We start from the raw sequence: 25,042 nt of genomic DNA, 5'->3' as shown, positions 1-25,042 counted from the left end.
TAGGGATCGCTCGCATAAGGGACGGGCGGTCTTGATACATGGAGGGCTCATGGAATGGGCGCCGGCTGAATGCACGCTTCCGACCGAGGAACGGCCATTGCGAGTGGCGGAGTTCGATGAACTGTTCGCTTCCGCACTGCGTGGACTGGAACGCGTGGGACCGGCTCACCTGCGGCTCACACTCGATGATGGAGCGGAAGTAGAGAGGACCGCGCGTGACCTGACGGCCCGTGAGACGGGTTGCTGCTCGTTCTTCGCCTTCGCGCTTACTCCTGGTGGTGATGGCCTGGCCCTGGATATCGAGGTCCCGGCGGTGCACGCGAAGGTGCTCGACGGGCTGGCGGTCCGGGCGATCAAAATGGCTCCCCGGGTCGCGTCGTGAACGGGGAGTGGCTGCGTACCGGAGAGGTCGCCGAAGCGGCGGGGGTCAACACTCAGACGCTGCGCTACTACCACCGGCGGGGACTGCTGCAAGAGCCGCAGCGTAGCAACGGGGGACATCGGCTGTATCCGCCGGAAACCGTGACCGTCCTGCGTGTGATCAAGGTGGCGCAACGGCTGGGCTTCACACTGGAGGAGGTGGCCGATCTGGTTGAGGCGGCTGCGCATCGTCACGGTACGTCGGACAACGGTTTGCAGGCACGGGCGACAGCCAAGCTCGCCGAGGTGGAACAGAAGATCGCCGACCTTCAGACGATCCGCGACACGCTGGTTCAAGCGGTGGACGCCGGGTGTGATGACCTAGTGGCGTGTGCGGTGAGTTCGTGCTGCCCGTTGCCGTTCTCCGGCCCGGCGGACGGGGGCCGGCATGTCGACCTCAACCGATCCTGATCAGCGTAAGCGCCTGCTCCCAGCTGGTCTGACGGGCTTGGCCGCGTTGGCCTGTGCCGCGTGCTGTGCGCTTCCTGTGCTGCTGGCCGCCGGGGTGATCGGGGGCACCGGGGCTGTCGCGCTTACGGGCGTTATGCCGACAGTGGCGCTGATCCTGGGGGGCGTGGCCGTGCTGGCTTGGGGGCTGGTGTGGTTCCTGCGCAGGCGGAAGCAAACTACTGGATGCGCGGGTGGAACTGGCTGCGGCTGCCAGAGTACGGGCGCTCATCGGCTCGCCGAAAGCGATCCCCTACAGTCGCAGCTGTGACTGTCGCTCGTTCCCTCCTGCTGTTCGTGGTGGCCGCGCTCGCCGAGATCGGCGGTGCCTGGTTGGTCTGGCAGGGAGTGAGAGAACAACGTGGGCTGTTGTGGGTCGGGGCTGGATTCATTGCCCTGGGCCTGTACGGCTTTGTGGCCACCTTGCAACCGGATGCCAACTTCGGCCGCATCCTGGCCGCCTACGGTGGCGTCTTCGTGGCCGGATCCCTGGCCTGGGGCATGCTCATCGACGGGTTCCGCCCTGATCGATGGGACGTCATCGGCGCCGTGGTGTGCCTGATCGGCGTCGCCGTCATCATGTACGCCCCGCGTTGATAGTCAGAGTTGAGCCAGGCCATGGCACCTCGAACGGCGGCATAGCGGGCATCCGGCTGATCAGACCTCAGCAGCTCGTCCGGTACGGGTGAACAGCATCCCGATGAGGGCGATACCCATCCATGCGGCGAGGTAGGCCCATGCGGCGTTCGGTGAGACCAGGGTCCACAGCAGTCCGGCAATGGCGCTGGCGGCGAAGTTGCCCAGAGATTGGACAGTGGCCAGCAGGCCGAAGGCTGATCCACGTAGGTCGGTAGGGGCCAGGGCTGCGACGGCTGCGTGTTCGGCGGTCTCCACGCATCCGATGGCCAGACCGGCGGCGATGAAGGGCAGGGCCAGCAGGAGGTAGCCGGCGGTGTCGAAGGCCAAGGCGGCGTAGGCGATGCCGAACAGGGTGATTCCTGCGGTCATGACGAGGACGGGGCCGCGCTTGCCGAGTCGGTCGGAGGTGTGTCCGGCGAGGATGGATGCCAGGGTCGCGGCGATGTTGTAGGCGACGTACAGGCCCAGGGCGATGCTGGTTGCTGCTTCGATGCCGTGGGCGGGGGTGAGAAGCTCTGTGGCTCGCAGGATGAGCAGGGTGGCGGCGACGTTGCCCACCTCGAAAGCGGTGATCGCTCCGAGGAGACGGCCCAGGTCCCCGCGTAGAACGGGCCGGATACGCAGCCTGATCGGGATGCGTTCGCGTACGGCCGGCTGGGCGGCTTTTCGGATGGCGTAGATGATGGCCAGGGCGGCGAGGATGCCGGGAATGACGGAGATGAGGATTGCGGTCCGGACGTTGAAGACGGCGACCAGGCCCAGGGCGAGAAGTGGTCCGCCGATGGCTCCAAGGTTGTCCATCGCGCGCTCGAACCCGTATGCCCGGCCGTAGGCATTGGCTGGAACCAGGTCGGCCAACAGGGCGTTGCGAGCGGGGACGCGTAGCCCTCGGGCGAACCAGGCTCCCGCGCGTAGGGCTCCGGCCTGCCAGATGTTGGTGGTCACTCCCAGCAGGGAGGAGAGAACCGCGGTGGTGGTGTATCCGCCGACTGCTACGGTCCGTCGTCGTTGAGGGTCGTCGGCGAGTGCGCCACCTGTCAGGCGGCCGACTCCGGCCAGAGCATCGGCGAGACCTTCGATGAGGCCCAGTGCTGCGGCGGGCGCTCCCAGCGTGGTGGTGAGCAGGCTGGGCAGGAGAGCTGTGGGAACTTCGTGGCCGACGTCGGCGAGGAAGCTGGCGCTTCCGATTCCGGCGACTCCGGGGTTCATCCAGCGCTGCTCTGGGGGGTTGGGCTCATTCGCCGAGGGCTCAGGCATGAGCGTCAGTGTGCCGTAAGCCGGTGTGCTGTTCTTCGGCATGATTCTTGCGGTGAGCGGAGCGACCGGTGCCAATGCGAAGCATCCCGAAGGGGCCGCGAAGCGGTTGGGGTTGTCGGCTTCCGGGGCCCATCGTGGCGGGCAAGCCGGCGGCCCGGGTACCGGGTCACCGTGTCCGGCCGGGGAGACCTCGCTTCACGTCGGCGCCAGCCACCGCGCTCCCACCTGGAAACCGTGACGCCGTCCACGAGTGACGAGAAGTAACCTCTTGCCCATGGATGCGGATTCTGATCTTGATACGGCGCTGGAGAACCTCTACAGGACTTTTTCTCGCTACCCGCTCCCGGAAGACAGCTCCATATGCGATCACTGTGTTTCCCCGGAAAGCATCCAAGCGGCACGCGTGGCACCGCTTCGCGCGCTCTCTGCGTCGGCCCTGAAGCCCTATGCGGCGAACGCCTTGTCCACGTGGGGCGACATCAGGGATTTCAAGCATTACCTTCCCCGCCTGCTGGAGCTCCTGATCAGCGAGGAACTCGACGGCTTCTACGGTGACATGTTCGCACGCGTGCTCGGCGGTCGCTGGCGAAGCTGGCCGCAGGACGAGCAGGACACCTTCGTGGCCGCCATCGATGCCTGGTGGCGGTTCACCCTGCATCACTATCCGCGTGGCATTGATGTCCTGGAGGTGCTCAAAATCATCGTGGGTGAGTTCGGCCTCGACCTCCGTACTTACCTGGCCGCGTGGGAGGGGAGCGCGGGCGACGAAGCCGCAGCACTGCATATGGCGTGGCTCGTCTGGTGGTTCCAATATGAGCTGGATCTTGATACGGACTGGCATCGTTCGTTGGAGAGCTGGATCACCAGTCCCGCTTCCGCCCGCATCATCGAGAGCGCGCTGGCCTCCGCCGGCTCAACCGAGGTAATGGAGAAGTTGCGACATGGTCTGAGGGAGTACGAATGGTGGGACTGGGCGCAGAAGTAGCCCCACTGATCCCGAGCTGTTGCCCCTCCAGGGGGGACGAGGCGGATGGGAAGATCCGGCAGGTGGGTGATGTCGGTTGTCACCGGTTGAAGTCGCTGCTGAGGTAGCCCTGGAACAGGGAGAACGGACTGTATCGCGTCCGCTGCTCTTCGCGGAGAAACAGGTAATCCGCGACGACGTGGCCGGTGAAGCCACTGCCCCTGACCGTGAAGACGGGGCTCCCGGAATTGATGCGGATGTCGGCATCTTTCCGGGCAGCGCTCGCCGTGGGGTGGTCCGCGATGTCGACGACAAGGCCGCCGTCCATGGAGATGGGCAGCTTGATCGCGGCTACCGACTGGAACAGGTGAGCCGCGCAGGGGCACGCCACACCCTAATCAGAGAGCTCGGCGGCTCGACATCCGATCAGCGGTTCGTGGCCCCAGCCGGCCGCAGGCCCGCGCTCTGCGCAAGGGCTCGGCGGCCCCGGTGAATACGAGCGGTGTCTCCTGCGGCTGGCTCACGCCACGATCGTGCCGAATCGCACGGACCGGCGGGTGAGGGTCGGCAGGGGCCGAGGCGCACGGCCTTAGCAGAGGACTCCAGGCCCGGGTATCAGCGCAGGCGTTCACTCGGCCCCTGCCGACCGCCACCCGCCGGTCGCTCACCCTCACCGCGTACGGCCTGCGATGAGAAGTCCAAGCTCCAGTTCAAGTCGAGACGTCAGCGGGATGAACTCCCGAGTCGGGAAACTCGGGGTCGTACAGAGTCATTAGGTTCGAGTCCTGCACCTGCCACACTGGATTTTCCCAGTTCAGAGCCCCGTGAGGGGCTCTTCTGCTTTTCCGGGACATGCAGCCGCAGGCAGCCGGAAGCAGCCGCATGTCACCACTCCATCAATATGCGTGCAATGATCTTGAAGGCGTTTTCCCAGGTCGTTCCGGGCTTTCCGAGCGGTTCACGAGCGGAAGGCGACCCAGGGAACGCCAGAGGGTCCCGGACGGCTTCCGGGACCCTCTCTGGAGGCGCGACTCTTGGACCTCGACGCCGATCTGGCCGCGACTGCGGAGTTCCTGCCCCGGCTCTTCCTCGTGGAGTCCGAATACCAGCGGGCCATGGTCATGGCCGAGCTGAACTACGTCCGAGGTCTCGCCGACGATCCGCGCGCGGGCCGGCTCGACTGGGACCATCGCCGCTGACCCGCTCCCAGCTTGAAGACGGGAGCGCTCTCCGGTGGGACCCAGGATCCGGCACCCGGGCCGGGCGGAAGATGATGTCCCGCCCGGCCCGTACGCGCGTCGGCTCCAGGTCATGTTGATCTCACGATGCCGGGATTCCCGTACCCACGGGCGACGTCAGCTGAAGGTCAGGGCCGGGTAGGCGAAGAGCATCACGGCGCCGAAGCCGAGCTTGAGCACCGCGTCGACGACCCCGAACACGGGGGTTGGCACCTCGCGCGCCAGTCGCAGTCCGACGAACGCGTTGATCGCCGTCAGGACGCCCAGGATCGTGATCAGCGGACCGTGGGCGAGACCCATCGGCAGGAAGTGTAGGCCGACGACGAAAAGGATGCTGAGGATCAGCGTCCGCTCGTCCGCGTCCTTGTTCTTTGTGAGGACCAGATAGATCAGGCCCCCCTCGATGACGAAGGAGCCGACGAGCCCGGCGATGTGCGCGAACGACGGGCTGCCGAGGCTTGGGAGCAGCGCGCTGAGGCCACTCGCGGTGAATCCCGTGATGAACCCGCCGATGAGGAACTGGATCCAGTACTTGTTGAACGCCCAGCTTCCCAGGAAGCCCAGGCCGACGAAGACCAGGAAGAGGCCGCCTCCGCGGATCAACGGATATGGATGATCTGCGATGAATACCACAATTGACGGCATGTAGTCTCTAACCTTCCCCAAAGGTAAAGATCAGACATTATTGCAGAACGATGATCATTGATGAGGCCGCCAGCCGGGCGCGCCTCCGGGGCCTGATGTTCACGTGCGAGATCCGTCGGAGTCACCAGGGCTGCCCGGCGGGGGACTTCGACCACGGCGGCGATCGCACCGGCCGGTACCGCCTTCTGGCGGAGTGGGCGGCCGGGGTGGCGCTCACCGTCGTGACCGGGATCGCGCTCGCGGTGCGGATGGCGGCCACGGCCGACTGGGCCGGGGCGGGTGCCTGGGCGGGGGCGCGCTCCTGGTTCCCGCGCTCGCGCTGGTTCTCGGCGTGGCCTGCCGTACCCACCGGGTCTTCCAGGTCGTCTACCTCGGCCTGTGGTACCTGGCCGTCAACGGCGTCGCGGCGCTGGACTACATGGGCGTGGTCAAGTCGGGAGGGCTTCCGGCCGGGCCGTCGCCGCTCGCCGTGGGCGGCCTCGCCCTACTCCTGGTGTGCGCCGCCCTGGCGGTCCGTACGGCACGGCACGCCGTGAGGTGATCCGGCATCCCACCTGGTCACGCGATATGGGCGGAATGTAACGTTAGGTAGCAGTGGGGGTGCGCTATGAATAAGATCATCTGTGTTGCGGCGCTCGCCGTGATGACCACGCTCGCCACCGCCGGCGCCGGACACCCGATGGACGGCGTGGGCAAACAACAGGTCAGCCGGGAACAATATCGGATCCTCCTCAACCAGTGCAGGTACGCCGATACCAGCGCCGCCCGGCGGGAGTGCCGCGCGGAGGTCCGGCGGACCTACACCATCGGGGCGAGAAACCCCGGCCTCGACTGCCGGACGTACTCCAGCATCACCGTGTGTGGCGAGCTCAAGCTGAGCAAGAGCGAGAAGCAGTGCGTGCAGGACTCCGTGCGGGGCGGCCTCACCTATCGCCGCTCCGAGGTGGAGTGCTACGCGCTGTACAGGGGCGGCAACTGAACCGGCGGCGGGACGGTCGCACATCACCTGCGTGGGGTTGCGTCCGGCCGCATGTACCGGTAGAGATCAGCAGGAACAAAACCCAGCTCAGAGCCTTGATTCCCGGTCAGGAGTGGTGGAGCGGCTGGACTCGAACCCGGAACCTGCGGATTAGCCTGGTGCTGCGGCCTCTCGTTGTGGCAAGCGGGGAAGCCGCAGCATCGACGTCACGTCCGGAAAGAACGTTCAGCGTGATCTGGCGTGGAACCCCGGGCGTTCACGCCCGGGAGGAAACGACAGCGCGGGAGGGCCGCCAAGGCCCGAGCGGTGCGGTGACCGGTAGGCCGTCGAGCGGCTCAGCCCGGGCGTTTCTGGTGTTCGATGTACTCCTTGGTGGTCGATAGGGGTGCGCCGCCGCAGGAGGCGGCGAAGTACGACGGCGACCAGAAATGCCCGCCCCACAGATACTTGCCGATATGTGCCGGATACTCCTTGCGCAGTAGCCGGGCGGACACGCCCTTGAGGCTGTTCACCAGCGTCGAGAGGGCGACTTTGGGTGGGTAGTGCACGAGCAGGTGCACGTGATCTTCCTCGCCGTTGAACTCGACCAGTTCGGCCCCGAAACCGTCGCACACCTCGATCATGACGTCCTCGCAGCGACGCAGAACCTCGTCGGTGAACACACCCCGCCGATACCTCGGGATGAAGACCAAATGCGCATGAAGCGTACAGACAACGCTTCGGCCTCTTCTTATATCGGGGTTCGGTTCCCATCTCGGTGACATGGACCTAACGCTAAAGTGTTCGAGGTGAAGCTGGTGGTGCAGGTGAGACTCCTGCCGACGCCCGAGCAGGCGGCGGCGCTGCAGGCGACCCTGCACGCGGTCAACGACGCGGCCACCTGGGTGGCGGCGCTCGCCCACCACCAGCGGGTGTTTCGCAATTACGACCTGCGCAGGCACGTCTACGGGCAGATCAAGGACGACTACGGGCTGGCGGCTCAGGCCGCGCAGCATGTCATCAAGAAGGTCACCGACGCCTACGCCACGCTGCACGCCAATCTCCGCAACGGCAATATGGGCAGGCCCGGCTCCGCGCGGCGCGAGCGGGCCTTGGCCAAGCCGATCGTCTTTCGCCCCGGCGCGGCCCAGCCGTTCGACGACCGCTGTTTGTCCTGGCGGATGGACGCGCGGACGGTGTCGATCTGGACCACGTGCGGGCGGATGAAGAGCGTGGCGTTCACCGCCTCGGCCGATCAGCTTCAGACGTTGGCCGCCTACCGCAAGGGCGAATCGGACCTTCTGTACCGCGATGGCATGTGGTTCCTCATCGCCACCTGCGACGTTCCCGACCGGCCGGTCGCCGCCCCGAACGGATTCCTGGGGGTGGACCTGGGGATCGCCAACATCGCGACCACCAGTGGCGGGGTTCGCCACAGCGGCAAGGGCCTGAACGCGGTCCGCCACCGCCACCGGGAACTGCGCCGCCGCCTGCAGGCCAAGCAGACCAAATCCGCCAAACGGCTGCTGAGGAAACGCCGCCGCAAAGAAGCGCGCTTCGCCGCGAACACCAACCACACCATCGCCAAACGCATCGTGACCGAGGCTGCACGCACCGGGCAAGGGGTCGCCCTGGAAGATCTCCAGGGCATCCGTGGCCGGGTACGGCTCCGTAAGCCCCAGCGGGTCACGTTGCATTCGTGGAGCTTCCATCAACTGGGAGGCTTCATCGCCTACAAGGCCGCCCGCCAAGGCGTCGCCGTTGTGCACGTCGATCCGGCCTACACCTCGCAAGCCTGCTCATCGTGCGGGCACGTGGACAAGAAGAACCGGCCCGACCAGGCGACCTTCTCCTGTACGTCGTGCGGTTTCGCTGAGCATGCCGACGTCAACGCGGCCCGCAACATCGCCTCGCGCGGTGTGGCGGGCTGGGCAGTGAGTCACGCTGCCGACGACGCGGCCTGAACCATCGAACCCATCGACGGCGAGGAGCTGCACGCTCGGTCGTTTACGGCCGAGAAGCTGACGCACTCTCGCTTACCTCGATGGCGGCCGCGGGGCAGACGGCGGCGGCTTCACGCACCGCGGCGTGCAGGTTCCCGGCCGGTTCGGACTCCAGCAGGATGATGATGCCGTCGTCCTCGCGCTGGTCGAACACCTCTGGTGCGATCAGCACACACTGGCCCGCGCCGCAGCACTTGGCCTCGTCCACGGTGACTTTCATGCAAGGTTCCCTTCTGGCCGGCCGGGTGTCACCGGCATTCGTACGCGCGTCGTGTTGGCTCGCAGGGGCGGCGTCACCAGTGCACCGGGACTTCGCGCAGGCCGCCGACCACCAGGCCGTCCACCCGCTGCAATTCCTCCGCCGGGACGGCCAGTCGCAGGGACGGCAGTTTGCGCAGCAGCACCTCGAGCACGACCTGCAGTTCGGTGCGGGCCAGCGACTGGCCCAGGCAGGAGTGCGCGCCGGAGCCGAAGGCCAGGTGGGGGTTCGGGGTGCGGCTCAGGTCCATGTCGCCGGCGCCGTCGAAGACGCTCTCGTCGCGGTTGGCAGCGGCCATGCTGCAGATCACCGTGGTGCCGCGCGGCAGCACCGTCCCGTCGACCTCGGTCTCCTCCTTCAGGTAGCGCGGCAGGCCGAAGCCGGAGTTGGCGTCAAACCGTAGCGACTCCTCCACCGCCGAACGCACCAGCGACGGGTCGGCCAGCAGTCGTTCCCAGCGGGTGCGGTCGACCAGCAGCATGGAGACCATCTTGCCGATCATGTTCGCGGTGGTCTCGTGCCCGGCCACCAGCAGCGCCATCCCGGTGACCAGTAGTTCGACGTCGGTCAGACCTTGCCCCTCGGCGGCGCTCTCCTTGATCAGCGCGCTGAGCAGGTCGTCGCCCGGCCGCTCCCGCTTGGCGGTGACATGGTCGGACATGTACTGGACGAACTCGGCCTGCGCCGCGTCCATTTCCGCCTGGCTGTAGCGGGTGAGGTTGAGCAGCGCGTCGGACCAGTGGGCGAAGCGGTCCCGGTCGGCGGCGGGAACTCCGAGCAGGTCGCAGATCATGTACACGGGCAGCGGGAAACCCAGGGACGCCTTGAGGTCGCCGGGCCCGCCGCGCTTGACCATGTCGTCGATGAGCCGCTCGGCGATCTCCGCCATGACGGGCCGCAGCGCGGCCATGCGCTTGGCGGTGAAGTACTTGCCGACCAGACGCCGCCACCGCTGGTGACCCTCCCCGCTGTCGGGGATGATCTGGGCCATCTCGGTGTTGAACACCCCGCCGGATTCGTTGTCCGACAGCCGGGCCGCGTCGGGCGCGTTCAGCAGGCGGGTGAAGCGCGGGTCGGCCAGCACCTGCTTGACGTCCTCGTAACGGGTCAGCAGCTTCGCCTCGTCACCGCTGGGCAGCGTGATCCGCGCGACCGGGCACTGCCGGCGCAGCTCCGCCCACTCCGCCGGCGGCTCCAACGCCGCCTCACTGGGCATGGGATAGCTCAGGACCTGCTCGTTCTGGCTCATCGGCTTCTCCTCGGAAGGGCGTTCTTGTTGTCGTTGACGGGGTGTGACCTTGCTTCGGCATCGGGTCGCGAGCGCTCACAGCCGTGCGAGAGCTTCGACCACGTTCTGGCGGTGCACCCGGGCGGCCTTGGCCATGTTCCAGCCGAGCACTCCGGTGATGTGGCCGCCGACGCTGTAGTGGGCGACGAATCGGTTCTCCTCGGGGGCGCCTTCGATCACGTTCAGCTGAGCTTCGGGGGTGAGGAAGCCGTGTGCTTGGATCTTGACGTCGTACTGGTCGGTCCAGAAGTAGGGGATGGGGACATACGGGCGGTCCTCGCCCAGGATGTTGGCCGCCACGATCTGCGCCTGCTCGACGGCGTTGGTGCGGTTCTCCAGTCGCAATCGCCTGCCCAGCCCTTCGTGGTGCCAGGAGGCCACGTCGCCGACGGCGTAGACGCCTGGGGCGGCGCGGCAGCGTGAGTCGCATTCGACGCCGTCGCCGATGGCCAGCCCGCTGCCGTCGAGCCAGCCCGTGGCCGGGCGGGATCCGATCGCCACCACGACGGCGTCGGCGGGTAGCGATTCGCCGGAGGCCAGCCGCACTCCGGTGACGCGGCCGTCGTCGCCCGTGAGGGCCTCGGCGGCGACGCCGAGCCGGAGCCGGACGCCGCGACTGGCGTGCAGCGATGTGAGCGCCGTGCCGACCAGGCCGCCGAGCTGGTCGGCCATGACGGCGTGGCCGAGGCCGGCGAGGGTGACGTCGAGTCCCATGCCGCAGGCGGTGGCGGCGATCTCCGCGCCCAGCACGCCCTCGCCGATGACGACGAGCTTGTCCACCGTGGTCAGGCTCCGGCGCAGGGCGAGGGCGTCGTCGAGGGTACGCAGGACGTGCACGCCCGCCAGGTCGTCCTGACCGGGGAGCCGGTGGGAGACCAGGCCGGTGGCCAAAACCACGGTCTGCGCGCGCAGTACGCGGCCGGAGGCGGTCCGGACCTCGCGGGCGGCGGCGTCCAGTCCGGTCGCCGGATCGCCGAGCACGAACTCCGCCTCCAGCCTGGCGAGGTCGTCTCGGGAGCGCAGGTGCGCCTTCTCACTCTCCCAGGTGCCCGCCAGCACCTGCTTCGACAGCGGCGGCCGGTCATAGGGAGGGTGCCGTTCAGCGCCCACGACGGTGAGTTCGCCGCGGTAGCCCTTGCGCCGAAGTGCCTCCGTCACGGCGAGGCCGCCTGCCGAAGCGCCCACGATCAGGACGTTCTCAGGGCTGGTCAAGCGTGGTTCCTTTCGATCGAAGCGGGCGATGGCGGCGCGCCGTGGTGGTGAAGTGCCACCACAACCGGACTGAATCGTCCGGTTGCTACCGTAGACCCTGTCATTGACATGTGTCGAGAGGTGTCGAAATCTGGAGTCAACAAACCGGATGATACAGTCCGGTTGCTACGGTAGGTGTCATGTTCAGCGCACGGCGACCCAACAGAGGCCCCAGTGCCGCGGCGGAGAACCGGGCGGCGCTGATCGCGGCAGCCCGCGAGGTGTTCGCCGCCGATGGATACGATGCGCCGCTCACCTCGATCGCACGTGCGGCCGGAGTCGGCCAGGGCAGCCTGTACCGGCACTTCCCCGATCGCGTCAGTCTCGCGCTGGCCGTGTTCGAGGATGGCGTCAGGGAGATCGAAGCGCTCGCCGCCGAGCCCGGCACCACCCTCGACGACATGCTGGCGCTGATGACCGAGCGAGCCATCACCTCGACCGCGTTCATCGACGTGGTCAGCGCCTCGGCCGACGCGCGCCTCATCCATGTGCGCGGCCGGGTGTCGGAGTTGCTGGAGGGCCTGCTCTCCGAAGCGCGGGAGAGCGGCCGGGTACGCGAGCACGTCACCGCCGACGACCTGGTCACGGCCATCGGCATGATCGCGGCGCTCCTGGCCAAGATACCGGCGGACACCCGGCGTGAGACCGCCGACCGTGCTTGGCTGCTCCTGCGCAAGGGCATCGACGTCTGATCGTCACGTGTCGTCGGCGGGGTGCGTTGCCGGAACAGATGGCGACCGCCACCCGCGACGCACGGTTCGAGCCGCTAACGGGCGCGTAGTCCGGCAGAGACGTCACGGGTTGCGTCCACGGAGGTGGTGTGGCGACACCTTCATGGCCCCGGCTTCCCGGGTGGCCTGACCCGCCGTCGCCGTTCCCCGCCGGGGAGATCGCTCCGGCCTTCCGCACCCCGGCGAGATCGGGGCGGGCCCGGTGGAGAACGGCTACGCCTGGTGCACCGGCGATCTTGGCTCAAGCCGGGTTCCGGGACCTACCCCCGGCTGCCGCCCCGGACGGTCGGTTCGCGCTTCCCCATGTTGTCCACCTTGCTCGCCGGAGGCGCCTTGACGGTCACCCGGCTGCCCCACCCGGTGTACCGGGTCTCAACGCTGAGCTGCCTGTCCTCGCCCACTGCCGCGCTGACGTGGGTACTCCCCGGATAAACAGTGATCAGTCGCTGGGGGAGCTGATCGGAGCCCAGGGTGAGCCTGAAGCGCAGCACCGCGGCCTTACTGTTCCCGGACAGCCTGTTCAGGCTGACGTTCCGCAGCCAGGGGGAGATCTTCTCAAGCGCGCCGAAGCTGATCGTGCCCGAGTAGGTGCGCCCCGTTCGCTTCCCCTTCGTGATCAGGGCCTTCAGGGTCGCCGGTTCGGCCACGTTCACCAGCTGGCCGTACCAGCCACTGAAGCCGGCGTTCATGCCGTTCGGGTGCTTGATCCAGGTCTTGCCCTTCGACGGCGCCCAGGGGCCGCCGGAGTAGTAGCTGGTGGTGCCGATCCTGATCGTCCGCTCCGGCCTGCCCAGGCTCCACACGATGCCGCTGGGTATCCCAGGGTCGTCAGTGGTGCGCTTCGCGCTGACGTCGGAGGCGACGATCCCGGTCCTGCCGAACTGGAAGGAACCGGTGCGCTTGAGGTAGGGCGTGTTCCCGGCGAACTCGACCAGGGTGACGACGTCGGTGAACTTCACCCCCTTGCCCGCGACGAACTGGCTCTTCAACGCCTTGACCGGATCCGCGGCGGCGGCCTGGACAGGTGTCGCGGCCACGAACGTGGTGACCGTGGCCACGGCGACGCCCGCGATCACTCGCTTCACGGTGATTTCCTCTCAGCCCGGTACGGGAAGGGAAATCCTGCCGGACCTTGATCACGAACGTGTCTCGCAACGTGTCCCTCGACGGCCGATGCGGGCCAAGCCGGTCGGGTGGAGTCCCGGACTCCTCCGGGAGCCGAGTCGTGGCCTTCCTGGCGGTGCAGGCGGCGGTCGGCCACGGCATCGGCGTGCTGGAGTCGGTGCTCAACGCCTCTCGACTGGCACGCTGCTCGGCCCGTTGACGGCCGCCTGGAGACGTGCCAGGTGCCGGTTCGCCTCGAAGAGGTCAGGACCGTTTCGGCGGGCAACCGCCCGCTACCCCTGCCACACCGCAGAAGAGCCCCGTCGTCAGCGGAAACGCTGCGGCGGGGCTCCTCTAGGTATGTCCGGCTGTCACCGGGGAACTGTGGATGCGCGTCGGCGGTCAGCCGGCCTTTCGCGCAGGACAGGTCGGCGCCTCGAACACCACGCCGTCCAGGAAGTTGCCGGCCGTCGGGGTGCCTCCCGCAGCCGACACCGACTCGAAAGCGAATCGTGTGGTGGTCTGTCCCGGAGGTACGACGTACACCCCGGTGTAGTGGCCCCAGGCGGTGTTGTCGTCGGAGATGTCCGGGGAGGAGGCCCCGGTGGGGATTTGAGCCACGGTTGCGCCCGGTGCGCCGATGAGCACCCGCATCACGTCGGTACCGAGGCGGCCTCGGTGATACAGCGACCAGGTCATCGGTGTTCCCGGAACGGTGGGCAGATCCTGGTAGAGCGTGGAGACCTGGGTGGCGTTGAGCTCGGCGAACTGCTGGCCGTCGGCTGCCGGGACTCCGCTCGCGCCGCCGCGCCAGAACTCCAGCTTGTTGTCGGTGGCGGTGGTGTGCCAGCCGACGCTCGGGTTGGTGGAGGCGTCGGAGATGGACCAGTCGACCGTGGCCACCGGTGGCGCCTCGAAGCTGCCGTTGACCAGGTTGACCGGTGTGTAGTCGCAGATGACGGTGACGGTGACCGTGGCGGTGCTGGTTCCGCAGGCGGTGGTGATGGTGTAGGTGAAGGTGTCGGTGCCGCTGAAGCCCGCGGCGGGTGTGTAGATCACATTGCTACCGGAGATCGTCGCGGTGCCGTTGCCGGGCTTGGTGACGCTGCTGATCGTCGGTGCGGTCGCGGTGTCGTTGGCCAGGACGGGCACGCTGACGGGTGTGCCCCGGGTGACGGTGGTGCTGGCGGTGTCGTCTACGGCCCTGGTGGGCGAGATGGACTGCCCGCCGACGATCTGGATCGGGGGAGCGGGTGTGTTGCCTCCGAGCTGGCCCGGAGCGGCGATGACGCTGCTGATCCCGGTCGGCCGGATGGTCATGCCGCTCCCGATGGTGCCCTGCCTGACCCGGAAGGTGATGACCTTCGCAGGTGGGTCGGTCTTGGTACCCGGCGAGGTGATCGACAGGGTGTTGCCGCTGATGGTGCCGGTCCCCGACTGGCCGACGACATCTGCGTTGGCCAGCAGTGACGACAGGTCCCACGTGGTGGTGTAGCTCCTGACCAGCAGCGGCCACTGGGTCGTGCGGTGCGCCAGTGTGAGGGTGAAGGTGTCGCCCGGTGTGATCTGCCCGCCCCACAGGGACGGGGAGGTGTCGACCGAGACCGACCCGCTGCCCAGCCTCATGCCGAACGCGTTCTTCCAGTAGTAGTCCACGGGGTAGGTCGTCTGCCCTGGCCGGATACAGGGCGCGGCGGCTTGCGTGACAGCCTGCCGTGCGGTGGTGGCGGCGTGCGTGTCGGCACTGGCCGCCACCTGCGTTCCCGATGTGGCCAGCAGTGTCAACAGGGCGCAGGCCAGCGCGGTGAGCGCGGATCCGGATCGTTGTGACATCAACGCTGAACTCCCAGTCTGTCCTAGGGATGTCTTCGTAGATCGACTTCACAGTGAAGCTACTCTCTGTGTTCGATTCATCGCGTCAGGTGATGGGCTGCGTGATCTTCGTGTCGCAGACAGGGCCTGCGGTGCTCGCCGCGCATCGGGGAGGTGGAACGTCCAGGGGGAAGCCTCCGGCGCGGATGAACTGGGAGGACGGGTCGAGGTAAGAACGTAGTCCATGTCAAAATTGCACTCGACTTCATATTTGGAGTGAAGTTAGACTTCCGGCCATGTCTGAAGGGCTGCGGGAACGGAAGAAGCGGCAGACGCGGCAGCGCATCTCCGATGTGGCCGTCGGCCTGTTCGTGCAGCGGGGCTTCGAGCGCGTCACGATCGCCGAGGTCGCCGCTGCCGCGGAGGTGTCCGTGAACACCCTCTACAACTACTTCCCGGCCAAGGAGGACCTCGTCCTGCCGCCGGACCAGGCCTCCCCGCAGCGGCTCGCCGACATCGTGCGGCAGCGCCCGTCCGGTGCCTCCGCCGTGCGGGCGGTGCTGACCGGGCTGCGTGAGGAGGTGCGGCGGCGCGACCGCAAGCTGGGGCTGACCGACGGGTTCGGCCGCGTCCTCGAGATGATGCTGGCCGCCCCCACGCTTACCGCCCGGCTGGGCGATCTCGCCCAGCAGATGACCGACGCCCTCGCCGACACCCTCGCCGAGGAGACCGGGACCGCGCCGGACGACCCACTGCCCCGGATGGTGGCCTGGCAACTCGGCTGTCTCCACTCGCTGGTCTACGCCGAGATCGGCAGACGCACCACGGCGGGAGAGAACCCCGACGCGATCGCCGAGGCCGTGCTGGACCTCCTGGACGCCTTCGAGGACCTGCTAGGCGAACGCGTTCTCCGCTATGCCGTACGAAAGGAACAACCTTGTTCAGAGTGATGATCCGCGGCAAGTTCGACGGGCTGAACGACGCCGGTCGCGCCGCCGTCCTGGCCGCGGGTGGCGCCGCCTTCACCGAGGCGGGAGCCTTCACCCACGACTCGAGTCTTTCGGCCTTCACCTTCCGCTGCCAGGTGCCCGCGGGCCCGGATGACGGCGAGAACGATGCCGTCCGGAAGGCGACGGCGGCGTTGGACGCGCATGGCCACCCGTATCAGGTTCTCCACGTCGCGGTGACGGACATGCGCCATATCAAGATCCGCCGGAAAGGCCGACGGGAGTGAGCCGTTGAACCGCGCCGCCCTTGTCACGTCGGCCCCTGCCTTACCCGGCAGGTGTGATCCGCCGCCACCGAACATCCCCTCGGCTTCGGGCTACCGATCCAGGCGCACCCCCGCCATGTCCACCTAGCCGATGACATCGCTCTCTGACAGCCGCTGCCGAGCCGTCTCCCATCGCCGCATCTCACCGTCCTCGTCGGCGTCCTCCTCGTACCAACCCGTTTCCGCGACCCAGGCCTCCAGCCAGCCGGCCAGACTCTCGGTGTCGACGTACCACGCGTCGTGCCAGTCGTCCTCGATCCCGTTCGGCTCGAAGAGCAGCACGGTGCCCTCGGGGCTCCGGCAGTCCACGGCGGCGTACATGCCGCATCCCCAGTCCAGGATCGGCAGGACATCCACCGGCCAGTGCGCCTTCTCGCCACGTTCTGATGTCGCGCGTTCCTCGTGATAGACGCCCACGGCGGTACGCCCTTCTCCCCGGAGCGGGAAGAGCTGGTAGTCCGGGCCGAAACCGCCGTTGGCCACATCGCGATAGAGCCGTGCGAGCAGCGGGGGAAGCTCGAACCCCAGGATGCTCTCCGCCTGTGCCACCTCTTCCGCCGTCGCGGTGTGAGGCAGTCGTTCCTCGGTCGCACTCGCCTTCACGGACACGCGCCGGAGGAGATCATCGATGTCTGTCATGGCGAGGATCCTGCCAGCCGCCTACGACGGACTCGCACGCATCCCGAGGAGCGACAGGCCGCTCAGCCGGGCGACACCGCCGACGTGTGTGCGGGGGTGGTGCTCATGCGAGTGTTCGCCTTTCCCGCGGCGCCCGGTCGGCGTTCTTGTGTTGGGGGGTGCGGTCGTGCCGAGGGAGGAGGAGTGAGGTCGCCAGAAGGAGGAGACCGGCGATCGCGATCGCGGTGCGGGGGCTGGTGAGGTCGGCCAGCAGGCCCCACAGTCCGGTCATGGCCGCGACGGTGGCTTTACTGGTGATCGACCAGGCGGACAGCGTGCGGACGACCCGGTCCGACGGGAGCTGTTCGAGCCGGTAGGTAGCGAATACCGGGTTGAACACGCCCATGCAGGTGATCAGCCCGAGTTCGACGGCGATGACGAGGACGAGCCCGGCAGGGCCGGGGCTGACGAAGGCCAATCCGAGTGACCAGCACGCGCGCAGCGTCCCGGCGGTGAGCATGACCTTGTGCCGTCCGAACCGGGCGAGGAGCGGGCGGGCCAGTCGCGAGCCGATGAGGCCGCCGACGCAGGGGACGCCGAAGGCGAGGCCGTACTGCCAGGGGGCGAACCCGAGGTCACCGAGCATGAGGACGGCGAGCAACGGCGAGGCTGCCATGATCAGGCCGCTGACCAGGACCGTGTTGAAGAACAACGGGCGCAGCGCCGGGCTGGCGAGGATGTACCGCCATCCCTCCAGCAGGTCGCCGGCTCCGGGCCGGGGTGGTGCGGCGGTTCGCGCGGGACGTGGCTCCCGCCCGCCGATGGCGCGGATCCCTGCGGCCGAGAGGAGGAAACTGACCGCGTTGGCCGCCACGCTCGTCACCGGGCCCACCAGCCCGATCGCGGCGGTACCGAGCGGTGGCCCGAGCGCGGTGGCGGTCCAGGCCGTGGCCTCGAACCGCCCGTTCGCGACGAGCAGGTCCTCGGACCGGACGAGCGCCTTCAGACATGCTCCGCTCGCAGCGGTGAAGGCGATGTCGGCCGCGCCGACAACGACCGCCACGATCAGAAGTTGGGCGAAGCTCAGCCAGCCGAGCACGTAGGCGGCGGGAACGCTCATCAGCGCCGCGAACCGGATCAGGTCCATCGTGATCATCACCGGCCGTTTGCGCCGGAACTCCACCCACGGCCCGAGCGGCACCGCGACCACCGCCCCGACCGCGAGCCCCGCGGCGGCCAGCACCGACACCTCGGTGGGCCCTGCGTCCAGAGCGAGAATCGCGATCAGGGCGAACGCGTCGAACGCGAGCCATGTGCCGAACGTGCTGACCGCATACGCGGCCCAGAACCACCTGAACCGCCGCCCCAGCGACCTTCCCAACGCGCACCCCGCCATCTCCAGGGAACAACCATCCATTGATTTGAGAGATCAAAACGCGCAGCTAGTAGGCAGGTCAAACAACCAGAAGAGCGGAGTCACACAACCATGAGTTGTGCACTAAGGTCGGTCGGTGTGGACCTCGATGCTGTGCGCACGTTCGTCGCCGTCGTAGACACCGGCCAGTTCCAGGACGCCGCCGCAGGTCTGTCGATCACCCAGCAGGCCGTTTCCAAGCGCATCGCCGGGCTGGAGAAGGACCTCGCCGTGCGGCTGTTCACCCGCACCGCGCGCGGGGCCCGGCTCACCATCGACGGGCAGGCGTTCCTGCCCCACGCGCGCGAGCTGCTGCGCGTCGCCGAGCGCGCGGTCGCGTCCGTGCGCCCCGGCAGCCGTCCGCTGCGCGTCGACGTGATCGCCTCGCGCAGCGCGGCATCGGGCCTGATGCGCGGTTTCCACCGCGCGCACCCCGAGATCGAGCTCGACGTGGTGATGCTGTTCGATGTCGAGACGGCCCTCGCCGCCATTCGGTCCGGGGCGATCGACGCGTCCTTCCGTGCCGTCGCCGTGCCCGGCCGGCCCCTTCCCGAGGACGTCGAGTCCGTCTGGGTGCTCGACGAGGTGCTCCAGCTCCTCACCGGGCCCGCCCACGCGCTGGCCGGTGCCCGGTCGGTGACCGTCGCTCAGCTCGCCGGGCACCGGATCTGGATGCCCGGCATCGTCCCCGGAACCGAGTGGGCCGCCTACTACGACGATCTCGTCGCCGAGTTCGGCCTCACCATCGAGGCGACCGGCCCCAACTTCGGCTCCGACGCGCTCCTCGACACCATCGCCGACACCCCGGCCTTGGCCACTTTCATGGGCGAGCAGACCCGCCTGGTCTGGCCCGCCGACCACGGCCTGCGCCGCATCCCGGTGACCGACCCGACGCCCGTCTACCCGCACTCGCTCCTGTGGCGCCGCGACAACCCCCACCCGGCGCTGGCCACCCTCCGTGCCCACCTCGCCGCCGCAGCGGCCGGCCACGACGCCGCCGGGACCTGGGCGCCGGGCTGGGTGATTCGGCGCTGAACGCCGCCGCGTCTGCGATCGTCGATGACGGGCCGACTTCCGGCGCCGGGAACCTTTACCATCACGCCGCTGGTCCGTCGCCGCGGCGTGCGGCGATTTTGTCGGGGGGCTGCCGTAGCGTCGTGGCCACGACCGTGGCGGGCATGTCGTGAATGGAGTCGACTCCGAGTCCGGTCAGCCGATCAGGAGCGTGGCCGCAGTGCCGACACAGCTTGGCACCAAGGTCGGAAAGGAACGCCGATGAGTGGTGTACGAGTACTGGTTGGCACGCGCAAAGGCGCGTTCATCCTGACGTCGGACGGCAGGCGCGAGCGGTGGGACATCAGTGGCCCTCATTTCGGGGGCTGGGAGATCTACCACCTCACGGGTTCTCCCGCTGATCCGTCCCGGCTGTACATGTCGCAGTCCGGTGGCTGGTTCGGGCAGTTGATCCAGCGTTCCGACAACGGCGGTGCCACGTGGGAACCGGTCGGTAACCAGTTCCAGTACGCGAGTGTCCCCGGCACGCACCAGTGGTACGACGGCACGCCGCATCCATGGGAGTTCGCACGAGTCTGGCATCTCGAACCCTCGCTGACCGATCCGGACACGGTTTATGCCGGGGTTGAAGACGCCGCTCTGTTCCGCTCGGTGGACGGCGGGCAGACCTGGCAGGAACTGCCTGGGCTGCGCGACCATCGCTCAGGGCCTTCCTGGCAACCGGGCGCCGGTGGGATGTGTCTGCACACGATCATTTCAGACCCGCACGATCCCGGGCGTATCGTCGTGGCGATCTCGGCTGCGGGTGTGTTCAGAACGGACGACGCCGGCAAGAGCTGGCAGCCGATGAATCGCGGCCTGCGATCCGAAGGTATTCCTGACCCGGATGCCGAGGTCGGTCACTGCGTCCACCACATCGCGATGCACCGGTCGCGTCCAGAGGTGCTCTTCATGCAGAAACACTGGGACGTCATGCGCAGTGACAACGCCGGTGAGTCGTGGTACGAGATCAGCGGCGACCTGCCCAGCGACTTCGGATTCCCGATCGCTGTCCACGCGCACGAGCCGGACACCGTCTATGTCGTTCCGATCAAGAGCGACTCGGAACATTACCCGCCCGAAGGAAAGCTCCGTGTGTACCGCAGCAGGACGGGCGGAAACGAATGGGAGCCGCTCACGAAGGGGTTGCCGCAGAGCCACTGTTACGTCAACGTGCTGCGGGACGCGATGGCCGTCGACTCGCTGGATTCGTGCGGCGTGTACTTCGGTACGACCGGCGGACAGGTGTACGCATCGGCCGATGCCGGCGACAGCTGGGCGCCCATCGCCCGGGACCTTCCGGCCGTGTTGTCGGTCGAAGTCCAAACGTTGACATGATCCGTGTCGTGCTCCCGGCGCATCTGCGGAACCTCGCACGTGCCGAAAGCGAGGTGAGGATCGACGTTCAGGGGCAGGTCACGCAGCGCTCGGTCCTCGACGCGCTTGAGGCCCGCTATCCGATGCTGCGCGGGACGATCCGTGATCACGTCACGCAGCGGCGTCGACCGTTCGTGAGGTTCTTCGCCTGCGAACAGGATCTGTCCCACGAACTGCCGGACACCCCGTTGCCCGAGCCGGTCGCAACGGGGGCCGAGCCGTTCATGGTCGTGGGAGCCATGGCGGGCGGGTAGGCGGTACGGACGACGAGAAGCCCAGGCAGGGACGAATCTCTGACCTGGGCTTCCAGGGTGCGAAGAGCCGCAGCAACTCCGCTTGTTCGGGGCGTACGGGAAGTGCCGGGTTGCCGGCACGCGGATAGATCTCGGCTGCTGCCCACTGCGCGGCTCGAACGCTGGACGCGGTTCCGATTCTGACTCCACGCGCACGCCGTTCGATGATTAACCGGCTCTTCGATTTTAGTGAGCGTCCTTTTCCGGCAGTACCGGCAGTCCGGTTCCGGAGTCGAGCAGGAGTCGGTTGCCCAGGGGTTTGTCGAGCGTGATGGTGATCCGGGCGATAAGAAGCATCAGGTTGCAGAGTCGGTCGCTGGTTTCCTCGTCCACGTCGACCACCACCAGGTCTTCGGTCTCGTAGGCGCGGGCGCCGTGGATCTGGTCGCAGGTGCCGTGACCGTACCGGAGAAGCAGGTCCCGGGGCTTCGCCGGGGTGAGGTCGAAGGCCATCACCTCTTCGTGCTCACCTTCTTTCAGGGCCGGGCGCGGGCTGATCCGCGATGGGTGGACCGCCACCCGGCTGAACCTTTCCTTGACGCCCTGCACCGTGAAGTGCCAGGCGGGCACCTGAATCGTCCCTCGGCTGGTGCGCAGCGGCACCTCGCCGAGCTCGGCGCCGGTGACCCGGAGAGGGGTGCAGCCGTCCGGCGGGCACTCCTCGTCGATGAAGTCGGCGGCCTTGCTCCGCTCCGCGTACGCCGTCGCAGCCGTGACCAGCGGAACCGTCAGCGTGGAGCCGTCCGGCCAGCTCATTCGCCTGCTGGGCGGGGTATCCGCGGGCAGATCGACGTCAAGGGACCACGCGCCGTTGTGCACGCTCAGGGGCACCCAGTCAGGAATCCGTTCGCGCGGCTGGATGTCGAGATCGTCCAGTGGGACGAAGCCTGTCCGCCATGCGCGGTCCTCCTTGGAGCCATGCCAGCGCTCCGCCACCTCACGGGCGCGATCCTGGAACTCTCCCGGCGACATGCCGTTATAACCGCATGCGGACAGCAGCAGCACCAACGAGAGGAACCAAATCGTTTTTCGCAAGACGGCTCCTGAGTCATGGAGAAGAGGGGCCACCGTAGCAGCGAGGGGCGGGCACGGCGGCCCCATTCCTTCCCCGGCCTGGTCCGCCGTGCCTTCGACCTGCGTTGTTCAGTCCGCCACGAGGCGGGCCCGCTGTCCCTCGTGCTCGCGTTGCCGCCGGATGACGTAGCTGCCCGGTGGGCAGCCGGTGGCGCCGTGCTCGGGGTGGAGCAGGTAGGCGACGGCCGAGGTCTCGAAGACGCCGATCGCCAGCCGGTCGGAGTCCAGCACGTGGGTCGTCCACCGGCAGGTGCCCGGGTCGGCGACGAGGGTGTGCGGGTTGCCCCCGGCCGCGCCGCGGAGCAGTTCGACCCCCTCGGCGGGCACGTCCGTCCAGCGAGAGTCGGGCCAGACCCGCACGGAGGAGGCGATGACGGGGAGCGGGATGACGATGAGGTCGCCCTGGGCCTGGAGCCCGTGGACGACGGGGATGCTTGCCGACCGCTCAAGGTGGTCGAGCACGGCGAGTCCGGTCTGCCGGGAGAGCGAAGCGAGAGTCACGGTCATGGAAGTCACCTCAGGTTCGGCGGAGAAGAAGGGAGTACTGCTCGGCGGAGAGCCCGTAGGTCCAGCCGGCGGCGGCGATCGGATCGTCGAGGAAACCCGGCACGGTCAGCCCGTACCGGCGGCGGCGTCCGTCGCGTTCGACGGACCCGTTGACCGCGAGGAGCACCCTGGTCTCCCTGCGCATGTCGTAGAGCCGCAGTTCCGAACCGGGATTGCCGGGGTCCGGTGCGGAGGCGACCAGCCGCAGCCCGGCCCGGTCGATGTAGGACGCCCAGCCGATGCGCTCGATCGCGCACCGCCTGACCTCGACGTTGGCCTCCCGCGCGATCCGCTGGACGCTCGGATCGGTGATCACCCAGGAGGGCACCCGTGTCCCGTGCCAGGCGTGCACGTCCCACCCGTCGGCGTACCGCACCGCGGGGCCGTCCGCGCTGTGCAGCCGTACCTCGCCGTCGTCGCCGCACACCTCCGTGCGCATGGTGACGGGGCGCTCGGAGATGACGCACGCACCTTCACGAGGCCACCACCAGCCACCTGACCGGGCCACCGCCGCCCACAGGTCGAGCCGCCGGTTCTGCTCGGGAGTGAAGGGCACGCCGGCCGCCCGGCGGAGAGCGTCGTAGTGGGCGATCCAGGAGACGCACTGGGTGTCGTACCAGGTGTCCCGAAAGCGGTGTCGCGAGTCGTGCGCCGCCAGCAGCGGCATGCGGAGTGAACCTTCGGTGGACAGTGCGAGCGGGCTGCGAACCTTCTGGCGGATCAGTTGGTCCATCGACTGATGGCCCTATCTGACCTGGGCGTCGAGTGCTAGGCACAGCTGTCTCATCAGCGAGGAGAACCGTGACGGCAGTGGCCACGCGGACACCTGGTCGGCGGTCTCCGAGGGCCGGGTACGTATCCCCGGTGGGACGGTTGTCAGGGCCGTGACCGGCGAGGGGACCCAGTGGAAACGTGGTGGAGCGACCCCGATCAGGCGGTACAGCTCGGAGATGGCGGCCTCTGCGGCCGGACGGTCGGCGGGCAGCGTCGACAACGCCCGGCCCAGCCATTCTTCACGAATGTCGGCAGCTTCCCGCTGCACGAGAACGCTCACCGGATGAGGGTGGCGTCGTCCTTTCTTACGATCATGTCCGGAATGGTGACAGATCGACGCGGTGCCTGTCCACCGCGTACGAGGCCGGACGCCGCGCGGCAGGCGTGACGTTTCCAGGTACGCGGGCCGGGTCGTCAGCGCAGTGGGATGGGATCCGGAGCGGAAGGGCGATGCTTCCACCGGTAGGTGCCGGACGGCCCGTCCGCCACCTCGTAGCCAGGCAGGTCTTTGATGCCCACGGTACGGAAAGGCCGGCCATTGTCGTCGATGGTCGCGGTTCCCTTCCTGCCTTGACTGCTCCAGTCCACGAGGATCCGCCAGCGGCAGTCGCAGTCACGGGTGGCGCCGAAGATGTGAAAGATCTCGGCATCGCTGTCCGAAACGCTGCCGCCACCCATATCCGCGAGCTTTCCAGTCGCGCTGTTCGGGGCCGTGTGAGCGGCGGATCGGACGGTTCCTGTTCGTGGTCATCGATCACCGGCCATGGGTTTGGTGGCGCCACAACATGCCAATACGAGGGAACTGCTGAACCTACAGAATGATGCCATGCCGGAAAGTGCTTCGCGGGTCGTCCAGGTCACCGTTTGAGGACCGGTGGGTCGTGCGACACACTGATCGGCATGACAACCACCCCCCATGCTCCGACAACGTGGACTCTCGCCGCGAGACGTCACCGTTTGGTGGCCGCGATCATAGACGGTTTGATTTTTGCCGCAGTGGTATTACCGGTCCGCGCGCTGTTCAGTACTGATTACGAGGTGTCCGATGAATCGACTCTCGTTGGTTATCTCAACCCCTATGCGGGAAACCCTTATTGGCCGATCGACGTCTCGGTCACGGTCCTTCTCGCGGTCTACTTCTGGCTGCAGCACGCGCTGTGGGGGCAGACGCTCGGCAAGCGGCTCTGGCGTCTGAAGGTGGTGTCCGGCGTGACCGGAGAGCCGCCCGGCTTCCGTCAGGCGGGAATGCGCGCTCTTGTCTACCCCGTCCTGACCTTGGTGCCCTACCTCGGCGTGCTGATCAGCCTGGTCGATCCGCTGTGTGTGTTCGGTGCGAAGCGCCGATGCCTGCATGACGTGATCGCTGAAACCGTCGTGGTCGACCTCGGCAGCCCCGCCCGGGAAAAGTCCGGAGGATCCGGATCCCTGTTCGGCCTGGGCGTCGTCCTCATCCTTCTCGCTGTCCTCATAATCGTCTCCGCGCTGGTGTGGATGTAGCCCGCCACGGCGAATACGGGCCTGATCCGCGCACAGGTCACGGGAACGGGCTATGTGGAGCCCCTGCCGTTTTGTTGAAGATAAGTGGATGAAAAGCGGTAATCCTC

The 25,042-nt window shown here is 67.6% G+C and carries 33 protein-coding genes; 16 read left to right on the top strand and 17 right to left on the bottom strand.

Features of this window, described 5'->3' with window-relative positions; genetic code table 11:
• Positions 1–49 precede the first annotated feature (49 nt).
• Genes ABT061_RS17320 through ABT061_RS17310 form a run of 4 tightly spaced genes read left to right on the top strand, consistent with a single transcriptional unit; the run spans position 50 to position 1,464 of the window.
• Positions 50–382 (top strand): hypothetical protein, encoded by a 333-nt coding sequence (locus tag ABT061_RS17320; protein WP_350918133.1) that lies wholly within the window; start codon positions 50–52, stop codon positions 380–382.
• Positions 379–831, top strand: coding sequence for a MerR family transcriptional regulator (locus tag ABT061_RS17315; RefSeq protein WP_350918130.1), 453 nt, complete (start codon positions 379–381; stop codon positions 829–831). Before ABT061_RS17320 ends, ABT061_RS17315 begins: the two co-directional genes overlap by 4 nt.
• Entirely contained in the window at positions 809–1,138 is a 330-nt protein-coding gene (gene merT, locus ABT061_RS48390) for a mercuric ion transporter MerT (protein WP_502991451.1), read from the top strand. The genes ABT061_RS17315 and merT overlap by 23 nt, the downstream gene beginning before the upstream one ends.
• Entirely contained in the window at positions 1,135–1,464 is a 330-nt protein-coding gene (locus ABT061_RS17310; protein ID WP_350918127.1) for a YnfA family protein, read from the top strand. The genes merT and ABT061_RS17310 overlap by 4 nt, the downstream gene beginning before the upstream one ends.
• 60 nt (positions 1,465–1,524) lie before the next feature.
• Here ABT061_RS17310 and ABT061_RS17305 read toward each other — a convergent pair whose 3' ends face one another.
• Positions 1,525–2,763 (bottom strand): MFS transporter, encoded by a 1,239-nt coding sequence (locus tag ABT061_RS17305; RefSeq protein WP_350918124.1) that lies wholly within the window; start codon positions 2,761–2,763, stop codon positions 1,525–1,527.
• A gap of 274 nt (positions 2,764–3,037) precedes the next feature.
• Between ABT061_RS17305 and ABT061_RS17300 the strand changes: the two genes are divergently transcribed.
• Positions 3,038–3,748, top strand: coding sequence for a hypothetical protein (locus ABT061_RS17300; RefSeq protein ID WP_350918121.1), 711 nt, complete (start codon positions 3,038–3,040; stop codon positions 3,746–3,748).
• A 79-nt stretch (positions 3,749–3,827) separates the two neighbouring features.
• Here ABT061_RS17300 and ABT061_RS17295 read toward each other — a convergent pair whose 3' ends face one another.
• A complete protein-coding gene (locus ABT061_RS17295) occupies positions 3,828–4,118 on the bottom strand; it encodes a hypothetical protein (protein WP_350918118.1) in 291 nt (96 codons plus the stop codon).
• A 643-nt stretch (positions 4,119–4,761) separates the two neighbouring features.
• Here ABT061_RS17295 and ABT061_RS17290 point away from each other — a divergent pair.
• Positions 4,762–4,926 carry a hypothetical protein gene (locus tag ABT061_RS17290; protein WP_350918115.1) on the top strand — a complete coding sequence of 55 codons (165 nt, stop codon included), beginning with the start codon at positions 4,762–4,764 and terminating at the stop codon, positions 4,924–4,926.
• 156 nt (positions 4,927–5,082) lie between these two features.
• Here ABT061_RS17290 and ABT061_RS17285 read toward each other — a convergent pair whose 3' ends face one another.
• Positions 5,083–5,568 carry a DUF6609 family protein gene (locus ABT061_RS17285; protein WP_350918112.1) on the bottom strand — a complete coding sequence of 162 codons (486 nt, stop codon included), beginning with the start codon at positions 5,566–5,568 and terminating at the stop codon, positions 5,083–5,085.
• Positions 5,569–5,731: 163 nt separating this feature from the next.
• Positions 5,732–5,959 (bottom strand): hypothetical protein, encoded by a 228-nt coding sequence (locus tag ABT061_RS17280; RefSeq protein ID WP_350918109.1) that lies wholly within the window; start codon positions 5,957–5,959, stop codon positions 5,732–5,734.
• Between ABT061_RS17280 and ABT061_RS17275 the strand changes: the two genes are divergently transcribed.
• A complete protein-coding gene (locus tag ABT061_RS17275; protein ID WP_350918106.1) occupies positions 5,942–6,151 on the top strand; it encodes a hypothetical protein in 210 nt (69 codons plus the stop codon). The two genes, ABT061_RS17280 and ABT061_RS17275, sit on opposite strands and share 18 nt — an antisense overlap.
• A gap of 66 nt (positions 6,152–6,217) precedes the next feature.
• Positions 6,218–6,589, top strand: a complete 372-nt coding sequence (locus tag ABT061_RS17270; RefSeq protein WP_350918104.1) for a hypothetical protein — start codon at positions 6,218–6,220, stop codon at positions 6,587–6,589.
• Between the two features lie 335 nt (positions 6,590–6,924).
• Here the strand turns inward: ABT061_RS17270 and tnpA are convergent, their stop codons facing one another.
• Positions 6,925–7,353: an IS200/IS605 family transposase gene (tnpA, locus tag ABT061_RS17265; RefSeq protein ID WP_350918101.1), complete on the bottom strand. Its 429-nt coding sequence runs from the start codon at positions 7,351–7,353 to the stop codon at positions 6,925–6,927.
• A 24-nt stretch (positions 7,354–7,377) separates the two neighbouring features.
• On the opposite strand from tnpA, the gene ABT061_RS17260 reads away from it, so the two are divergent.
• Positions 7,378–8,532: an RNA-guided endonuclease InsQ/TnpB family protein gene (locus tag ABT061_RS17260; protein ID WP_502991450.1), complete on the top strand. Its 1,155-nt coding sequence runs from the start codon at positions 7,378–7,380 to the stop codon at positions 8,530–8,532.
• A gap of 43 nt (positions 8,533–8,575) precedes the next feature.
• On the opposite strand, the gene ABT061_RS17255 is transcribed toward ABT061_RS17260, so the two are convergent.
• From ABT061_RS17255 to ABT061_RS17245, 3 genes are all read right to left on the bottom strand, one after another.
• Positions 8,576–8,791, bottom strand: a complete 216-nt coding sequence (locus tag ABT061_RS17255; RefSeq protein WP_350918095.1) for a ferredoxin — start codon at positions 8,789–8,791, stop codon at positions 8,576–8,578.
• Between the two features lie 73 nt (positions 8,792–8,864).
• Positions 8,865–10,079, bottom strand: a complete 1,215-nt coding sequence (locus tag ABT061_RS17250; protein WP_350918092.1) for a cytochrome P450 — start codon at positions 10,077–10,079, stop codon at positions 8,865–8,867.
• Between the two features lie 75 nt (positions 10,080–10,154).
• Positions 10,155–11,330 carry an NAD(P)/FAD-dependent oxidoreductase gene (locus ABT061_RS17245; protein ID WP_350918089.1) on the bottom strand — a complete coding sequence of 392 codons (1,176 nt, stop codon included), beginning with the start codon at positions 11,328–11,330 and terminating at the stop codon, positions 10,155–10,157.
• A gap of 179 nt (positions 11,331–11,509) precedes the next feature.
• On the opposite strand from ABT061_RS17245, the gene ABT061_RS17240 reads away from it, so the two are divergent.
• On the top strand, positions 11,510–12,061 hold the full coding sequence (locus ABT061_RS17240; protein WP_350918086.1) for a TetR family transcriptional regulator: 552 nt from the start codon (positions 11,510–11,512) through the stop codon (positions 12,059–12,061).
• 299 nt (positions 12,062–12,360) lie between these two features.
• On the opposite strand, the gene ABT061_RS17235 is transcribed toward ABT061_RS17240, so the two are convergent.
• Positions 12,361–13,185 (bottom strand): hypothetical protein, encoded by an 825-nt coding sequence (locus ABT061_RS17235; RefSeq protein WP_350918083.1) that lies wholly within the window; start codon positions 13,183–13,185, stop codon positions 12,361–12,363.
• A 421-nt stretch (positions 13,186–13,606) separates the two neighbouring features.
• Positions 13,607–15,037, bottom strand: coding sequence for an Ig-like domain-containing protein (locus ABT061_RS17230; RefSeq protein ID WP_350918080.1), 1,431 nt, complete (start codon positions 15,035–15,037; stop codon positions 13,607–13,609).
• A gap of 275 nt (positions 15,038–15,312) precedes the next feature.
• Between ABT061_RS17230 and ABT061_RS17225 the strand changes: the two genes are divergently transcribed.
• Positions 15,313–15,966, top strand: coding sequence for a TetR/AcrR family transcriptional regulator (locus ABT061_RS17225; RefSeq protein ID WP_350918077.1), 654 nt, complete (start codon positions 15,313–15,315; stop codon positions 15,964–15,966).
• Positions 15,963–16,250: a DUF6204 family protein gene (locus tag ABT061_RS17220; RefSeq protein WP_350918676.1), complete on the top strand. Its 288-nt coding sequence runs from the start codon at positions 15,963–15,965 to the stop codon at positions 16,248–16,250. Before ABT061_RS17225 ends, ABT061_RS17220 begins: the two co-directional genes overlap by 4 nt.
• Before the next feature lie 123 nt (positions 16,251–16,373).
• On the opposite strand, the gene ABT061_RS17215 is transcribed toward ABT061_RS17220, so the two are convergent.
• Both ABT061_RS17215 and ABT061_RS17210 read right to left on the bottom strand, forming a co-directional pair.
• Positions 16,374–16,928, bottom strand: coding sequence for an SMI1/KNR4 family protein (locus ABT061_RS17215; protein ID WP_350918074.1), 555 nt, complete (start codon positions 16,926–16,928; stop codon positions 16,374–16,376).
• Between the two features lie 103 nt (positions 16,929–17,031).
• Entirely contained in the window at positions 17,032–18,324 is a 1,293-nt protein-coding gene (locus ABT061_RS17210; RefSeq protein WP_350918071.1) for an MFS transporter, read from the bottom strand.
• A 69-nt stretch (positions 18,325–18,393) separates the two neighbouring features.
• Between ABT061_RS17210 and ABT061_RS17205 the strand changes: the two genes are divergently transcribed.
• From ABT061_RS17205 to ABT061_RS17195, 3 genes are all read left to right on the top strand, one after another.
• A complete protein-coding gene (locus ABT061_RS17205; RefSeq protein WP_502991449.1) occupies positions 18,394–19,356 on the top strand; it encodes a LysR family transcriptional regulator in 963 nt (320 codons plus the stop codon).
• 240 nt (positions 19,357–19,596) lie between these two features.
• Complete coding sequence (locus tag ABT061_RS17200) at positions 19,597–20,712, top strand: WD40/YVTN/BNR-like repeat-containing protein (RefSeq protein ID WP_350918065.1); 1,116 nt, start codon at positions 19,597–19,599, stop codon at positions 20,710–20,712.
• Positions 20,709–21,005 carry a MoaD/ThiS family protein gene (locus ABT061_RS17195; protein WP_030921820.1) on the top strand — a complete coding sequence of 99 codons (297 nt, stop codon included), beginning with the start codon at positions 20,709–20,711 and terminating at the stop codon, positions 21,003–21,005. Before ABT061_RS17200 ends, ABT061_RS17195 begins: the two co-directional genes overlap by 4 nt.
• A 225-nt stretch (positions 21,006–21,230) precedes the next feature.
• Here the strand turns inward: ABT061_RS17195 and ABT061_RS17190 are convergent, their stop codons facing one another.
• From ABT061_RS17190 to ABT061_RS17170, 5 genes are all read right to left on the bottom strand, one after another.
• A complete protein-coding gene (locus ABT061_RS17190; protein WP_350918060.1) occupies positions 21,231–22,079 on the bottom strand; it encodes a hypothetical protein in 849 nt (282 codons plus the stop codon).
• Positions 22,080–22,187: 108 nt separating this feature from the next.
• Entirely contained in the window at positions 22,188–22,625 is a 438-nt protein-coding gene (locus tag ABT061_RS17185) for a DUF8820 family protein (RefSeq protein WP_350918057.1), read from the bottom strand.
• A gap of 10 nt (positions 22,626–22,635) precedes the next feature.
• Positions 22,636–23,397: a DUF6745 domain-containing protein gene (locus ABT061_RS17180; protein ID WP_350918054.1), complete on the bottom strand. Its 762-nt coding sequence runs from the start codon at positions 23,395–23,397 to the stop codon at positions 22,636–22,638.
• 12 nt (positions 23,398–23,409) lie between these two features.
• Positions 23,410–23,718: a hypothetical protein gene (locus ABT061_RS17175; RefSeq protein WP_350918051.1), complete on the bottom strand. Its 309-nt coding sequence runs from the start codon at positions 23,716–23,718 to the stop codon at positions 23,410–23,412.
• A gap of 134 nt (positions 23,719–23,852) precedes the next feature.
• Positions 23,853–24,116, bottom strand: coding sequence for a hypothetical protein (locus ABT061_RS17170; protein WP_350918048.1), 264 nt, complete (start codon positions 24,114–24,116; stop codon positions 23,853–23,855).
• A 222-nt stretch (positions 24,117–24,338) separates the two neighbouring features.
• On the opposite strand from ABT061_RS17170, the gene ABT061_RS17165 reads away from it, so the two are divergent.
• Positions 24,339–24,935 (top strand): RDD family protein, encoded by a 597-nt coding sequence (locus ABT061_RS17165; RefSeq protein WP_350918045.1) that lies wholly within the window; start codon positions 24,339–24,341, stop codon positions 24,933–24,935.
• Positions 24,936–25,042: the final 107 nt, after the last annotated feature.

Source organism: Streptosporangium sp. NPDC002544 (genome assembly GCF_040295965.1).
Classification (GTDB): domain Bacteria; phylum Actinomycetota; class Actinomycetes; order Streptosporangiales; family Streptosporangiaceae; genus Streptosporangium.
This window is presented reverse-complemented; position numbering and strand designations above follow the sequence as displayed.

Excerpts from the sequence above, each read along its gene's own strand:
- ABT061_RS17180 (WP_350918054.1), bottom strand. The coding sequence starts at position 23,397 with ATGGACCAACTGATCCGCCAGAAGGTTCGCAGCCCGCTCGCACTGTCC.
- ABT061_RS17170 (WP_350918048.1), bottom strand. The coding sequence starts at position 24,116 with ATGGGTGGCGGCAGCGTTTCGGACAGCGATGCCGAGATCTTTCACATC.
- ABT061_RS17195 (WP_030921820.1), top strand. The coding sequence starts at position 20,709 with ATGATCCGTGTCGTGCTCCCGGCGCATCTGCGGAACCTCGCACGTGCC.
- ABT061_RS17300 (WP_350918121.1), top strand. The coding sequence starts at position 3,038 with ATGGATGCGGATTCTGATCTTGATACGGCGCTGGAGAACCTCTACAGG.
- ABT061_RS17205 (WP_502991449.1), top strand. The coding sequence starts at position 18,394 with ATGAGTTGTGCACTAAGGTCGGTCGGTGTGGACCTCGATGCTGTGCGC.
- merT (WP_502991451.1), top strand. The coding sequence starts at position 809 with ATGTCGACCTCAACCGATCCTGATCAGCGTAAGCGCCTGCTCCCAGCT.
- ABT061_RS17270 (WP_350918104.1), top strand. The coding sequence starts at position 6,218 with ATGAATAAGATCATCTGTGTTGCGGCGCTCGCCGTGATGACCACGCTC.
- ABT061_RS17165 (WP_350918045.1), top strand. The coding sequence starts at position 24,339 with ATGACAACCACCCCCCATGCTCCGACAACGTGGACTCTCGCCGCGAGA.
- ABT061_RS17215 (WP_350918074.1), bottom strand. The coding sequence starts at position 16,928 with ATGACAGACATCGATGATCTCCTCCGGCGCGTGTCCGTGAAGGCGAGT.
- ABT061_RS17230 (WP_350918080.1), bottom strand. The coding sequence starts at position 15,037 with ATGTCACAACGATCCGGATCCGCGCTCACCGCGCTGGCCTGCGCCCTG.
- ABT061_RS17250 (WP_350918092.1), bottom strand. The coding sequence starts at position 10,079 with ATGAGCCAGAACGAGCAGGTCCTGAGCTATCCCATGCCCAGTGAGGCG.
- ABT061_RS17200 (WP_350918065.1), top strand. The coding sequence starts at position 19,597 with ATGAGTGGTGTACGAGTACTGGTTGGCACGCGCAAAGGCGCGTTCATC.
- ABT061_RS17255 (WP_350918095.1), bottom strand. The coding sequence starts at position 8,791 with ATGAAAGTCACCGTGGACGAGGCCAAGTGCTGCGGCGCGGGCCAGTGT.
- ABT061_RS17240 (WP_350918086.1), top strand. The coding sequence starts at position 11,510 with ATGTTCAGCGCACGGCGACCCAACAGAGGCCCCAGTGCCGCGGCGGAG.
- ABT061_RS17320 (WP_350918133.1), top strand. The coding sequence starts at position 50 with ATGGAATGGGCGCCGGCTGAATGCACGCTTCCGACCGAGGAACGGCCA.
- ABT061_RS17210 (WP_350918071.1), bottom strand. The coding sequence starts at position 18,324 with ATGGATGGTTGTTCCCTGGAGATGGCGGGGTGCGCGTTGGGAAGGTCG.
- ABT061_RS17225 (WP_350918077.1), top strand. The coding sequence starts at position 15,313 with ATGTCTGAAGGGCTGCGGGAACGGAAGAAGCGGCAGACGCGGCAGCGC.
- ABT061_RS17305 (WP_350918124.1), bottom strand. The coding sequence starts at position 2,763 with ATGCCTGAGCCCTCGGCGAATGAGCCCAACCCCCCAGAGCAGCGCTGG.
- ABT061_RS17185 (WP_350918057.1), bottom strand. The coding sequence starts at position 22,625 with ATGACCGTGACTCTCGCTTCGCTCTCCCGGCAGACCGGACTCGCCGTG.
- tnpA (WP_350918101.1), bottom strand. The coding sequence starts at position 7,353 with ATGTCACCGAGATGGGAACCGAACCCCGATATAAGAAGAGGCCGAAGC.